The organism is Eilatimonas milleporae (assembly GCF_003688555.1).
In the GTDB taxonomy this organism is placed as follows: Bacteria; Pseudomonadota; Alphaproteobacteria; order Sphingomonadales; family Kordiimonadaceae; genus Eilatimonas; species Eilatimonas milleporae.
This window is the reverse complement of sequence record NZ_REFR01000009.1, coordinates 613713-626649: the sequence shown is the minus strand read 5'-3', so window position 1 is coordinate 626649 and position 12937 is coordinate 613713. Positions and strand designations below refer to the sequence as shown.

Here is a 12937-nt window from a genome sequence, read left to right as displayed (position 1 = left end):
CATGTATGCATCCCTGAAAGGCAAGGTTGCCATTGTCACCGGATCGGGCCGGGAAAAGGGGCTGGGTCAGGCCATACTGGAGCGTTTCGCCGCCGAAGGGGCGAAGGTCGTCGTCTCGGACCTGGGCCGGGCGCAGACGCATATGGGCGAAGGCGACATCGGCACCACGGATGAGATGGAAGGTATTGCCGCCGCCATCCGCGACAAGGGCGGCGAGGCGGTCGCCATCCCGTGCGACGTGCGCCGCGACGAACAGTGCAAGGCCCTGATCGACGGCGCGCGCGACGCCTTCGGGCGGGTCGACATTCTCGTCAACAATGCGGGGATCGGCTATATCATGAAGCCGCTGACGGATGTGGCGCCGGATGAATGGGACGCGGTGCTTTCCGTCAATCTGACCGGGGCGTTCCTGTGCACCAAGCATGCCGCCATCGCCATGATGGAACAGGGGGACGGCGGGCGCATCATCAATATCGCCAGTCAGGCGGCCAAGTCCGGTTTTCCGCACATGGCACCCTATACCGCGTCGAAACACGGCATGATCGGGTTGACCCGGTCCAACGCCATTGAACTGGGGCCGCACGGCATCACGGTCAATGCCGTCTGCCCCAACCATGTGACCACGGGCCTGGGCGCGAAACAGAATGCGTATTTTTCCAAATTGCTGGGGTTTGACAGTGTTGACGCCTATCTGGCGAACATGAAGGCGAAAAACCCGATGGGACGGCCCGGCCTGCCGGGCGATACGGCGGGAACGTGCGCGTTCCTGGCATCGGACGAGGCCGTCTATATCACCGGCGAGGCGGTGAATGTATCGGGCGGCGAGGAAATGCACTGAGGCATTTCCCACCGCCCGGACAGACCCCCAAGGGTCGCGGACCGGCCTTTGATTTCACTGGGATTTCACTGGCCGGCCTCGAATGCGCGCCAATCGTCGGTGACTTTTTCCTCGTCGATCAGGGTGCGCATGTGTGTTTTGCCGGCCTTGATCCACTGCCACACGCGGGAGCGGAATTTGCCGCAGTCGCTGTTGTGGATCATTTCATAGAGATACAGGTCCGGCTCGCCCTTGCGCACCCAGTTCAGCATGGTGGTGCGCTTGTATTCGTCCAGCGGCACTTCCGCCGCCCAGCCGTCGATCAGGTCGGTATCGAACCAGACGCGTCCGTCGCGGTATGCGGCGGGAAAGTCGCGGACTTCGGTGCGGCCATCGTCCCATGTGTAGATATTACTTTGATGATAGGGGTAGGGGCCGCTGTCGGGAAAACGACAGATCAGGCGCGACCGGTGGGCGTCGATCATTTTGCCGTCGATGTCGTAATAGCGGTACCAGCCTTCCCATACCCCTTCGTTGGAGGCGAGAAGCGGCATGGCGGTCTTGATTTCGGCAAAGGCTGAATCAGGCATGGAAATCTCCGAAACACATATGAGTGTGACAGTCTATGGCCGGGTGTGTGCCCGTGCCATGACCTAGGTCATAAGGGAGCAGTCCAAGGGAGGGACTGAGGCCCCGATGGATGCGGGTATGGCCATTGGTTTTATGCCAGAAGGGCCGTGCGCAGGGCGCCGGGCCGGTCCGCATGGGCGACAGGGTGACAGGAGACGGGGGCCGGCAGGGCGGCGAGGCCGCCGCGCCCCTGCGACCAGTCCGGCACAAGGGCGACGGTGTCGAGGCCGCTGCCGGCCAGCCGCGACGGTGCGTCCAGCGCGGCGGGCAGCAGGCTTTGCGCCGTGCGCCAGCCGCGCAGCAGGGCGACAGCCGCCTGTTGCAGCGGGCCGGTGACCAGTTTGCCGTCGCTGGGAATGGCGGCGGCATGCACGGGCCGGAACCAGGGATAGAACAGGGCACTTTCCCGTACTGCCTGCCATGCGGCCAGCAAATGGCCCCCGGCGGCCTGCGGCGTCAGGTCCGGGATCAGACCGGTGGCGATATCGGGGCGCAGGCTGTCGTCCGGGAATACGGCGTCCAGCAGCACCAGTTTTTTCGCCGGGGCATCGGTGGCCGCCAGCCAATCCAGCGCCAGCGCGGCGGACAGGCCGTGTGCGACGACCGCATCAGGGGCGAAATCGCCGACGGCGGCATCCAGCGCCGCCACCGGGTCACCCCCGTCCGCGTCCGACCAGCCGAAGCCGGTGGGGTCCAGCCCCAGAATTTGCATATCGCTGGCCAGCGGTTCCAGCACATCGCGCAGGGTGCAGACACTGCCGCCCAGATCCGGCAGGACGAGAATGCGGCGGGCGTCGGGCGCCCGGCGGCCGCCCGTAAGTCCGTGGCAGCGGGCGCCGGCCTCGCCCCTCAGCGTTGGTCTGAGGCGGCGACCATGGGCGGGGGGCTGTGCCTGCGGGGATGTGGCGCCGGGTGCGTGGGTTTTGAGGAAATCGGCGGCCATGGTCTTCAGCGCGGCGTCGCTGTCCGCGCCCCGGACGGTGACGCAATCGGGCGCGGAGATATTTTTCAGATGTTCCAACAGGACGTCGCCGGGGCCGCATGTGATCAGGGCCGGCACGGTCAGGCGCGCCAGCAGGGCCCTGGTGTTCAGAGACAGGGCCGCGCCGTATCCCGCGCCGTAGGTGTCGCCGGCGGCGAAAAGGTCCATGACGCTGGCCTGAAGGTCGTCCGGTGCGCTGACGTCAATGGGCATGCGCGCGGCATCGCGCCGGTCATACCAGGGGAAAAACACCCGCTGGTCCCGCATGCGGTGCCAGGCCATGGCCATATGGGCCCCGTCGATGGACGGTTTGAAGGGGGGCAGATATCTGTCCGCCAAGTCCTGGCGGTCGGCCGGGGTGTTGACCAGGACGCCGTTTGCGACAACGCCGGCGACCCGGTCCGGATGGCGTTCGGCCGTGCCGAGGGCAATTTTGGCGCCGGTGTGGATGCCGTATATGACGGCTGTTTCCAGACCCAGCGCATCCATGAAATCGGCGACGCTGTCGGCCAGATCGGCAAGGGCGAGCGCCTTGCCCGGCAGGGGATCGGACAGTCCATAACCGGGGGAATCCGGGGCGTAACAGTGAAAATACCGGCCCCAATCCTGCAACAGGGGGACAAGTTCTTCCGAGGTTTTCGGCGACTGGTGGCAGAGGATCAGCGGCGGCGCGTCGCCGGCCGGGCCGGCATGGCGGTAATGGACGGACCGCCCGTTGGCGACGATAAAGGACCGGTTGACTATAGTGGCCATGTAACAATCTCCGGAAACAGGGTGATGGCGACGACCAGCGCCGCGATGATGGTGAAAAAGGGCAGGCTGGCGCGTGCGACGCGGCTGATCGGTTCGCCGGTCAGGCCCTGGACGACGAACAGGTTGAAGCCGATGGGCGGCGTGATCTGGGACATCTCGACCACGGCGACGATGAAAATACCGAACCAGACGGGGCTGAACCCGGCGCCGACGACCAGCGGCAGGGCGATGGGCAGGGTCATGACGATGATGGACAGACCGTCCAGCACCATGCCGAGAACGATATAGAGCAGCATCAGCAACAGGATCAGACCGATGGGCGGCAGGTCCAGCCCGGCGATCAGCGCGGCCGCCGCCTGTGGCAGGCCGAAAATCGCCATGGTTTTCGACAGGAAAAAGGCCCCGGCCACAATCAGCCCGACCATGGAGGCGGTGCGCACCGTGCCCATCAGCGCATCCACCAGTGTGGCCGCTGTCAGCACCCTTTGCCATGCGGCGATGACAAGGGCGCCGGCGATGCCGATGGTGGCGGCCTCGCTTGGCCCGGCGAGGCCGGCATACATGGAGCCGATGACCAGTATGATCAGCAGCACCACGGGCAGCAGTCGGCCGAGGCCGGCCAGCTTTGCCCCCCACGATACGGCGTCGCCGTCCGTATCCGCCGCGACAGGACGGGGCGCACGGACGGCGATATAGAGCATATAGCCCAGCGCCAGCATGAGACCGGGGACAATGCCGGCGATGAACAGGTCGATGATCGACGTGGATGACAGCACGCCATAGACGATCAGAATCAGGCTGGGCGGGATGAGAAAGCCGAGCGTCCCGGCACCGCACAGGGAGCCGATGGCCAGATCGCGGTCATAGCCGCGTTTTTCCAGTTCGCCCAGGGTGATGCGCCCGACGGTGGCGGTGGTGGCGGCGGACGATCCGGAGACGGCGGCAAACAGGGTGCAGCCGATGACGTTCAGATGCATCAACTGGCCGGGCACGCGCCGCACCCAGGGGCTGAGGGCTGTGAACATGTCGCTGGCGATCCGGGTACGGTGCAGGATTTCCCCCATCAGGATAAACAGCGGCAGGGCGCTGAGTTCCGGCGTGTTGAGCCCGCGCCAGATATCGCCGGCGAGAAAGGCGGCCACATCCAGATCGCGGAACACCAGAAGCGATGCCGCCCCCACCCCCATCAGGGCAAGGCCGACCCAGACCCCGAGGCCGAGCAGGGCGATGAGCAGAAACAGGCTGGCGGCGACAAGGCCGGTCATGATCCGTCCTCCGCCGCTGTGCTGTCCGGGCGACTTGGGGTGCCGGTGCCGTCCGGACCGTCCCCGCGCAGCAGGCGGACAAGACGGGCCAGCAGCGCCAGCGCCAGTGTGACCGGGCCGGCGGCCAGCAGGGCCTGCGGAATGACAAGGGGTGTCTGACTGGGGAAATAGGAGACCGTGCCGCGCAGGGCGGTGCCGCCCGTGTAGCGGACCAGCGCGGCGGCGAGAAACAGCGCGGTGACAAGGGCGAAGACGGTGGCGGCGGTGTCCACCGCCCGCCGGCCGGCGGGGCCGAGGCGTTCGATCAACAGCCCGACGCGGATCTGGCCGCCCTGTTGCAGGGTCCAGCCGCTGCCGAGCAGAAGACTGATGCCGACGAGATAGCCGCTGTATTCCACCGCGATGGGCAGGCTGTATCCGAACAGATTGCGCAGCAGAATTTCCGCCAGACCCAACAGAAACAAAGCGGCCAGAACGGCGGCAGCCCCCCAGGCGGCGACGCGGCACAGCGCGTCAATGCCGACAAGCAGGCGGTCCAGTATCCCGTCCTGGGCTCGGCCCGTGTCGGCGTGGAGGCTCATGACCCGTTTCCGTCGCTTGGGCCGGCGTCGTCCAGCGGGGCGCGGCCGGTGGCGCGCAGATAGGCGTCCAGTACCGGCCGGGCCTCGGGCACGCGGGCGACAAATTCATGCCACATGGGCCGGGCGACGGCGCGCAACTGCCCCGCCATGACCGCATCGGGCACCATGACCTGCATGCCCTCGGCCTTGAGGACGGCGAGTTTTTCGCGGTCGTCCCGTTCCGACACCCGCCAGAAGTCCGGCTCCAGCCGGGCGGCGAGGGCCTCGATCGCCTGTCTGTCCCGGTCCGACAGACCGGCCCAGGCATCGGCATTGACCACCATCATGTTCGACGCCCAATTGTGATTGGTGCGGATGATGACATCGAGGAATTCCCAGTATTTCTGTGCCGCGCCGGTGGTGGTGGAGGTCAGCGTCGCATCGATGGCGCCGGCGGCCAGCGCCGGCACCACATCGGGCGAGGGCATCTGGATCGGCGTCAGGCCGAGACGGTCCATCATATCGGTGGTGTTGGCATCCAGCGTGCGGACCTTCAGCCCGGCGAGGGACCGCAGGCTGTCGGGCTGGCCGCGCGTGTACAAATTCTGGTTCGGCCACGGCACCAGATACAGCACCTTCATCCCGTGGCGTTCAAAGGCGGCCTCAACGGGTGCGCGCAGAAACCGGTACAGGGTGCGCAGTTCATCATGGGTGTCGACGAGGAAGGGCAGGGCCTCCAGACCCAGAACAGGTTCGCTGCCGATCTGCTGGAAACCGGCCATTTCGGCCATGGCGACGATGCCGTCCTCGACCGCGCGCAGGGAGCCTGGCCCCTTGATGCCGAGGACGGCGCCCGGATGCACGGTGATGCGCACGCGCCCGTCCGTGACCACGGCGACTTCTTCAGCGAAGCGGATGGCGTTGCGGGTGTGAAATTCACTTTCCGCCCAGGGCACGGACAGGTCCCAGTGGACGTCGGCGCGCGGGCCGAGATTGCCGAGGGCGAGGAAAAGCCCCGGCACGCCCACAAGGATCAGGCCGAGCAGCAGGCGCCAGTCCGGGCCTGTTCCGTCCGGCGTATCTGCCGTATCCCCGTCCGCCGTGCGTGGCGTCACGCTGTCACCGCTCCCTTGCCCGTCTGTTTGTTGCCCGTCTGTCTGTTGTCCGTCCGCCTATATGGATAGCCCGATCATGACCGGTTTGGCCATGATCGGTATCGTTCCGGACAGCCGGGACGTAACAGACGCGTCTGCCCGGTTTGTCAGGTCCGCTGGATCAGTTCGGCCAGTTCCCCGGCGGAGCCGCGAAACAGTGCGCTTTGGCGACCGTCATAGGGGTGTCCCTCCAGGCGGACGGCGGGGCCGAGTGCCCCTGTGTGCGCAGCGTCCAGCGAGTCCGTGATGAAGGACACCATGGACACGCCCGGCGGCAGCTCGCCGTCCACCTGCGGGCGGACGATGGTTTCCGCCGGATACTGGTCCACTTCGTTATTGACCATGCGGCCGACGCAGTTCATCGACAATTTGTGCGACCGGTCTTCCGGGAAGCCGAAGGCATTGTTGATGACGGAATAGGGTACGTCATAGGTGTTGCCCTGGGCCCAGCCGAACCCTTTGACATAGAAATCGACGCCCTTCTGCATGTCCGGCGTGGCGAGAATGGTGATGAAGATATGATCCACCGGGCTTTGTGCCAGCGGCAGGTCATAATCGGGCAGGGACCCGTTGACCTGGTTCAGATACAGCACCTCGCCGGCACGGCCGACGGCCTGCATGGGGTAAATGGCATCGGAAAAATCCAGATAGGCGGGTTCGCCGATAATCTCGAAGGGTGAGGCTTTCAGTTGTTCGTGCAGGCCGTCACAGTCCTGTATGGTCAATTCGAGCGAGGCCCAGCCGAACGACATCAGCGGTTTGTAGGCGGGGACGGCCGTCCCTTCGACAAAGCGGATATATACGGGCGCGCCCGAGGCCGGCGCCATGACCGCATAGCGGTTGCCGGCCATGGCGGGTGCCTGCCAGTGCGCGGCGTGGGTGTCGGAGACCAGCCCGCGCTCGACCACGCGGTAGCCGAGCCATTGTTCATAATCGGCGACGGACCCGTCCAGGTCCGGTGTGTTGACGGTGCCGGCCTTGATCCGGCCTTCGGTATCCATGGCGTGTGTCATTGCGTGTTTCCCTCCCCAATGTGCGGCCGGCCGGGCGGTGCCGGTTCAGGCCGTGGTTTCGTGTGCGTAAAGTCTAAAGCGACAGCATGCAGGCGGTCGGTTCGGCCTCGATATCGCTGAGCAGGGTGCTGTTCCAGCGGTTGAGAAAGCCGAACAGGGCGATGACGGCGACAATGTCGGTGATGTCGTCATCGCTGAAATGCTGTTTCAGTGCGGTGAAATCGGCGTCGGTGACACCATTGGGCGCTTGCGCCGATTTGCCGGCGACGCGGATGGCGGCTTTTTCCGCCGGTGAAAAGGCCGGGCTGTCCTCAAACGTATCCAGCGCCCGGATCTTGTCTCTGTCCACCCCCTGTTTCAATGCGGAAAAGACGGTATGGGCCTGGCAGTAATCGCAGCCGGCGCTGCGGCTGGCGGCCAGACCGATCAGCCGTTTCAGGGCGCCGTCCACCCGACTGTCGGGCCGGTCCCGGCCCAGCGTCGCGGCGACAAGCTGCCATGTGGCCTGCAACAGGGCGGGATTGCGCGCCATGGTCAGGGCGTCATTGGGCATGAAGCCCATCATCGCCGCCCCGTCCCGCATGGGCTGGCGGATTTCGGGATCGATTTCATCCCATGTCAGCGGGTCAAGCCTGGGCACGTCCCTGATACTCCTTGACGGTGTTGACGGATGGTTTCGCGGTCTTTGCAGACGGATATGTGCCCGGCGGGTATTGCCGGGCACATCTGCCGTGCGCTGTTCCCGCAATCAGCCGCGCGAAAATTCATCCGCAAGCTGATCGGGGGTTTTTTCCGTGCGGGTCAGAGCCTCCATATCCTGCTGGACGGCCCGCATGACGCGGGAGATCAGGTCCCGGTGGGCAAGGCCGCGTTCCTCGGCCACGTCGAGGGCGGGGCGATAGGTTTCCGTCTCGGCGCGGGAGAGGACGCCCTTGCTGTCCAGCAGGCGTTCGATGGTGTCCAGGCGTTCGCGTGTGACGGCCAGTTCCTGCACCGTGGCCAACAGCATGGAGGTCAGCCGGTCCACCGCCGGATCGTCGAAATACTGCGGGCGTTTGCCGGTGGATTTGGTGTTGGCGAGCGTGATGTGATCAAGCGGCATCGTTCATCCCCTTCCAGGCGCCGAAGGCGTGCCATGCGGCGGCGCGGCCATGGTCTTCCAGATCACCGGTCTTGGCGGCCGGGAAGACATCGCTGTCGACGACGGCGCGGACGCCGGTGACAAACATTTCATTGTGGCTGAACCCGGCGTCGGCCATGCATTCCTGCAGGTCCAGTTCGTGCACCTTCGACCAGAAGGGTTCGTTGTTGTTGAAGGCATCCCAGTCGCGGATGAACTGTTCATACAGCGGCATGTCGTCGGTGTATTGCGGCTGTTCCACGTGCAGCAGCAGACCGCCCGGCGCCAGCACGCGGTAAAATTCCTTCATCATGCGGGCCATGCCGGCATTGGAGGTTTCGTGCAGATACATGGTGGTCTGCACCCAGTCGAAGCTTTCATCCTCGAACCGGGACAGGTCCTCGGCGTTCATCTGGACGAAACGCACATTGTCGACGCCGAGCGCCTTGGCGCGGGCATGGCCGTACCGCAGCACCGGCGCGCCCACATCAATACCGGTGACCTCGGCATCGGGATAGGCCTCGGCGATGGGCAGCATGTTGTGGCCCAGCGTACAGCCGACATCAAGGATCCGTTTCGGCCTGAAATCGGGATTGGACGTGGCCCATTCGGCCACGGCCTTGCCGCCGCCGTCGGAATAGGTGCCGAGCGCCCCGCCCGTGGTGACGAACAGGCCGCAGTCATAATTGGCGCCGGCCGAGACATCGTCGGGCATAAGTTCGGTGTGATAGCTGCCGGGCATGCAGTGATGGTCGACATTCTTGACGTAATTGGGCAGGTCCGTCGTCGGGTCCAGGTTCAGCCGGTCGGACCCCGCGTTCAGGTCTTTCGCGGCGGCGACCAGATCGTCGATCTGGCGCAGCACCATGGACCGTCCGGCCTGCTGGCGCTGTTCCATGGTGTTGCGCTTCAGGGCGCTCCAGAACCGGTGATAGGGGTCCTTGTTCATGGCGCGGCGGATTTCATGCCGGTTTTCGGGATCGCGGCCCAGTTCCTTGCGCAGGGCGGGCAGGACGCGGGTTTCATAGGCCAGCTTGTTGCCGGGGCCGAGCGTCTGGGCCAGATGCTTGTTCATATTGGCGAGAAAATTGAAGCGGGCGATTTCGTCATGGCGCGCTTTCGGGAAAACGGCGTGCTGGCCCACAAGGTGCCAGGGCGGCGGAACGTCAATGGATTCCGGTTTTGTCATGATGGCGACTCCCTTCCGAATTTCCCTGCCACTCTATGGCGGGGAAAACAGGCCAGCCATGACATTTGTCACCTTGAGGCGCGAAAAAATGATCCTTGACCGATGACCGGATTGACCGCATCATTGATGTATAGCCAGCAATACTGGAGTAATGCGCCCGCAGGCACAGGACAGTCCCGGCGGCGTTTTTTTATGGCCGATTGCTGGATTTTGCCCCCTGCTCGATCCCTACGTGCAGCAGCCTTTTGAAAGCCGTGTGCCACCATCTCCCAAATTTTGGGAGACCGCTGTCGGATGCCAGAATGTAAATGCCATCATACCATGATTGCTGTCACAGCACGATTGTCATGTCGCTGATGTCGACCGGAATCAGACCTGCCAGTATGACGCTTTGCCCATCGCCGATATCGATGACCAGATTCGGGTTGCCGTTTGCGCCGTCAATCACCAAGCGTGCTGCGGCGCTGACATCGGACAGGGTCTGAAACTGTGCCGGCGCATGCCGCAGGTTGAGAATGTCGGCACCAATATCAAAATCGACAATGCGGTCATTGCCGCTTGTCTGGCCGAAAATGAAGGTATCGCTGCCAGTGCCGCCGGCCAGTATATCGTCGCCGGCGCCGCCCCACAGGGTATCGTTGCCATTTCCACCGTTGGCCGTGTCATTGCCGGTTCCGTTGAAAATCGTGTCATCATCGTCACCGCCGAAGATGGCGTCGTTGCCGGCACCGCCAAACAGCAGGTCATTGTCATTGCCGCCATCGATATCGTCATCGCCGACACCGCCGCCGACCGTATCATTGCCATTGCCGCCGAACAGTGTGTCATTCCCGTCGTCCCGCAGCCCGGCGACAATTCGGTCATTCCCGCCGCCGGCACGGATTTCGTCGTTGCCTTCCTGACCGCGAATGGTGTCGTCGGTATCGCCGGCGATCAGTATGTCGTCTCCTGGCGATCCGGCGACGGGGCCAAGCGGATCGTTGCCACCGGACCCGTCACCCGGAACCGGGTCCGTGACTGTAAGACTGAACCGGGCCGTGGACGACAGGGCCGCGCCGTCGCTGACGCGAAAGCTGAAACTGGAGTCCGCCCCCCTTGCATCGGCGGTATAGACGAGCTGCCCGACGGCAATATCGGACAGGCTGATGACCTGTCCGGCGTCGACGGCCGATCCGAGTAGCGTCAGCGCACCGATATCCGGTAATCCGTCGATACGGATCGCGGCGAAGTCACCGCCGTCCGCGTCCGAGAAGGCAAAGTCGCTTGTCGTAAAAACATATGTGGCGCCGGCATCCAAGGCCGCCGAGCCGTTCGCCGTGGACGGTGCGATGTTTGGGGGTGGTGCTAAAGTGACGGTCGCCGTGATTGCTTCCTGTGTGGGAAAAATACCGTCACTTACCTGAAGCGATAACGTATCCTGCGCAGTGTTGCCGCTACCGGTATATGTAATGTTGCCGACGCCATCCAAATAGGCGGTGATATTCGCCGCCGTACCAACCAATGTCACCATATTGTTGCCGTCGTCGGTGGCTGTCACACCAAGGTTTGAACCGTCGGCGGCCTTCAGAACGGCACCGGTATCGGAGGCCATGATCGTCAATGTAACCGGATTGCCGGCGATGTGTTCGGACACGCTGACGGTTGTAAGATCAATGCGGGTTGCCGCATTTTGTGCGGCGCTCTGTGCTGTCAGTCCGGAAACTGTCGGTGCCAGAGCGCTGCCGCCGAAAACTACATAGGCTGCCCCCGCATTTGTTGTGCCTGTCGCAGCATTCGGCGCGCCGATGATAAGATCGTCAAAGCCGTCGCCATTGATATCGCCGGCTATGCTGATGGCGTGGCCACTACGATCATAGGCGTTGATCCCGTTGATGGTAAAGCCTGCGTCTCCATCAAGGGTGGACAAGTCCAATCTGGCACCGAACCCTTCAGTTTGGCCAAAAACGATGTAGGTTTTGCCAGCCATTGTATTACCGAAAGGGTCCGCGCTCGACGCGCTAACTATAATATCGTCAATACCGTCTCCGTTGATATCGCCAGTGGCGCTGGCCCCGCCGAAACGTTCCACTGCGTCGATGCTGGTTATGACAAAGCCATTGTTGCCGTCGAGATCGGACGGGGCGAGGCTTGCATTGAATCCCGCCGTTGTGCCGAAGATGACATAAGCTTGCCCGGCATCTGCACTCGGCGCAGTGACAATCAGATCATTGAGGCCATCGCCATTGATATCGCCATCGAGACTGACGGATGCACCCAATACGTCATATCTGCCCTGTCCTTGAATGGAGAAACCATTGTTGCCGTTGAGTGTGGCAAGATCAAATGTCGGGCTGAAAGTGCTGCTGCCACCGAAAACGACAAATGTTTCGCCGACATATTTGTTTTCATTCGTGCTTGTTGTGAAAGCACCGATGACCAGATCGTCAAAACCGTCGCCATTGATATCGCCAGCGCCGCCGACGGCTTCACCGGCGAGATCGTCGCCGATAATGCTATTGATAATAAAGCCGGTTGTTCCGTCCAGTGTGCTGGCATTGAAGTCTGCGTCGAAGCCGCCAGCTCTGCCGAAAATCACATAGCTTTGTCCGGGAAAATTTGTGAGGCTGCGCGATGCGCCGATAATAATGTCGTCGATGTCATCGCCATTGATGTCGCCGGCCGTGCTGACAGCAATTCCCGCGTTATTGCCTTCATCAATACCGTTTATGACAAAGCCATTGTTGCCATCCAAAGCAGTTAGATCAATGAAGGTATCAAAGCCCTCGCCTTTACCGAAGATTACGTAACTTGCGCCGGCGGAATTGATGCTGTCAACATCGGTAAGCGGTGCGCCAATGATCAGGTCATCAATCCCGTCATTATTGATGTCGCCTGCCGTGCTGACAGCATCGCCTAAAAAGTCGCCCGGATTGATGCCGTTGACGACAAAACCGTTGTTCCCGTTCAGGTCGGACAAGTCCAAATCGGAGCTAAAGTTGCCTGTATGGCCAAACACGACAAAGCTTTGCCCTGCGCTCATTCTGCCAGATGGGTCGGCAACACTCGCCCCGATCACGATATCGTCGATCTCATCGCCATTGATGTCTCCGGCGGTGCTGACGGCAGTACCGAAGTTGTCACCGTCGTTAAGACCATTCAGAACAAAACCATTGCTGCCGTTCAGGTTGGAGAGATTGAAGAAACTGGGCATGTCAGATCTCTATGCAGGTGTGTGTGACGGCGCTTTTGGCTGAGCGCCGGTCCGGATTTTTCAGAGGATGTGCCGTGGGGAGGAAAAACATATGGAAAAGGCTTCTGCCATATGACCTGCAAGGCCACACGAATTGTGAGGGCCTGCCATTTCCGCATCATATTCGCGCACCGTGCCATGGCACCAAAAAACCGCTCTTCGGATTACCCGCCTGGGGCGAAATCTAAGCTGTCCGATACGATACCTGTTCGGTGTTGGTGACCG

The 12937-nt window shown here is 62.7% G+C and carries 11 protein-coding genes; 1 reads left to right on the top strand and 10 read right to left on the bottom strand.

The features are described from left to right. Position 1: 1 nt before the first annotated feature. On the top strand, positions 2-838 hold the full coding sequence (locus BXY39_RS03560; protein ID WP_121937431.1) for an SDR family NAD(P)-dependent oxidoreductase: 837 nt from the start codon (positions 2-4) through the stop codon (positions 836-838). Positions 839-903: 65 nt separating this feature from the next. Here BXY39_RS03560 and BXY39_RS03555 read toward each other — a convergent pair whose 3' ends face one another. From BXY39_RS03555 to BXY39_RS03510, 10 genes are all read right to left on the bottom strand, one after another. Beyond that, complete coding sequence (locus BXY39_RS03555) at positions 904-1407, bottom strand: DUF3598 domain-containing protein (RefSeq protein ID WP_121937430.1); 504 nt, start codon at positions 1405-1407, stop codon at positions 904-906. A 131-nt stretch (positions 1408-1538) separates the two neighbouring features. After that, on the bottom strand, positions 1539-3182 hold the full coding sequence (locus tag BXY39_RS03550; protein WP_121937429.1) for an alpha/beta fold hydrolase: 1644 nt from the start codon (positions 3180-3182) through the stop codon (positions 1539-1541). Further along, positions 3170-4447, bottom strand: coding sequence for a TRAP transporter large permease (locus BXY39_RS03545; protein WP_121937428.1), 1278 nt, complete (start codon positions 4445-4447; stop codon positions 3170-3172). Before BXY39_RS03545 ends, BXY39_RS03550 begins: the two co-directional genes overlap by 13 nt. Continuing rightward, positions 4444-5028 (bottom strand): TRAP transporter small permease subunit, encoded by a 585-nt coding sequence (locus BXY39_RS03540; protein WP_121937427.1) that lies wholly within the window; start codon positions 5026-5028, stop codon positions 4444-4446. Before BXY39_RS03540 ends, BXY39_RS03545 begins: the two co-directional genes overlap by 4 nt. Continuing rightward, complete coding sequence (locus tag BXY39_RS03535) at positions 5025-6122, bottom strand: TRAP transporter substrate-binding protein (protein WP_121937426.1); 1098 nt, start codon at positions 6120-6122, stop codon at positions 5025-5027. Before BXY39_RS03535 ends, BXY39_RS03540 begins: the two co-directional genes overlap by 4 nt. A gap of 146 nt (positions 6123-6268) precedes the next feature. Beyond that, a complete protein-coding gene (locus BXY39_RS03530) occupies positions 6269-7174 on the bottom strand; it encodes a VOC family protein (protein ID WP_121937425.1) in 906 nt (301 codons plus the stop codon). Positions 7175-7247: 73 nt separating this feature from the next. Beyond that, entirely contained in the window at positions 7248-7814 is a 567-nt protein-coding gene (locus tag BXY39_RS03525) for a carboxymuconolactone decarboxylase family protein (RefSeq protein ID WP_147453455.1), read from the bottom strand. Between the two features lie 108 nt (positions 7815-7922). Next, positions 7923-8276, bottom strand: a complete 354-nt coding sequence (locus BXY39_RS03520) for a hypothetical protein (RefSeq protein ID WP_121937423.1) — start codon at positions 8274-8276, stop codon at positions 7923-7925. After that, positions 8266-9483, bottom strand: coding sequence for a class I SAM-dependent methyltransferase (locus BXY39_RS03515; RefSeq protein ID WP_121937422.1), 1218 nt, complete (start codon positions 9481-9483; stop codon positions 8266-8268). The genes BXY39_RS03520 and BXY39_RS03515 overlap by 11 nt, the downstream gene beginning before the upstream one ends. A gap of 331 nt (positions 9484-9814) precedes the next feature. After that, positions 9815-12673, bottom strand: coding sequence for an FG-GAP repeat protein (locus BXY39_RS03510; RefSeq protein WP_121937421.1), 2859 nt, complete (start codon positions 12671-12673; stop codon positions 9815-9817). Positions 12674-12937: the final 264 nt, after the last annotated feature.

What these genes read in the sequence shown, in the direction of transcription:
- BXY39_RS03545 (WP_121937428.1), bottom strand. Translation starts at nt 4,447, where the DNA reads ATGACCGGCCTTGTCGCCGCCAGCCTGTTTCTGCTCATCGCCCTGCTC.
- BXY39_RS03550 (WP_121937429.1), bottom strand. Translation starts at nt 3,182, where the DNA reads ATGGCCACTATAGTCAACCGGTCCTTTATCGTCGCCAACGGGCGGTCC.
- BXY39_RS03510 (WP_121937421.1), bottom strand. Translation starts at nt 12,673, where the DNA reads ATGCCCAGTTTCTTCAATCTCTCCAACCTGAACGGCAGCAATGGTTTT.
- BXY39_RS03560 (WP_121937431.1), top strand. Translation starts at nt 2, where the DNA reads ATGTATGCATCCCTGAAAGGCAAGGTTGCCATTGTCACCGGATCGGGC.
- BXY39_RS03540 (WP_121937427.1), bottom strand. Translation starts at nt 5,028, where the DNA reads ATGAGCCTCCACGCCGACACGGGCCGAGCCCAGGACGGGATACTGGAC.
- BXY39_RS03515 (WP_121937422.1), bottom strand. Translation starts at nt 9,483, where the DNA reads ATGACAAAACCGGAATCCATTGACGTTCCGCCGCCCTGGCACCTTGTG.
- BXY39_RS03530 (WP_121937425.1), bottom strand. Translation starts at nt 7,174, where the DNA reads ATGACACACGCCATGGATACCGAAGGCCGGATCAAGGCCGGCACCGTC.
- BXY39_RS03520 (WP_121937423.1), bottom strand. Translation starts at nt 8,276, where the DNA reads ATGCCGCTTGATCACATCACGCTCGCCAACACCAAATCCACCGGCAAA.
- BXY39_RS03555 (WP_121937430.1), bottom strand. Translation starts at nt 1,407, where the DNA reads ATGCCTGATTCAGCCTTTGCCGAAATCAAGACCGCCATGCCGCTTCTC.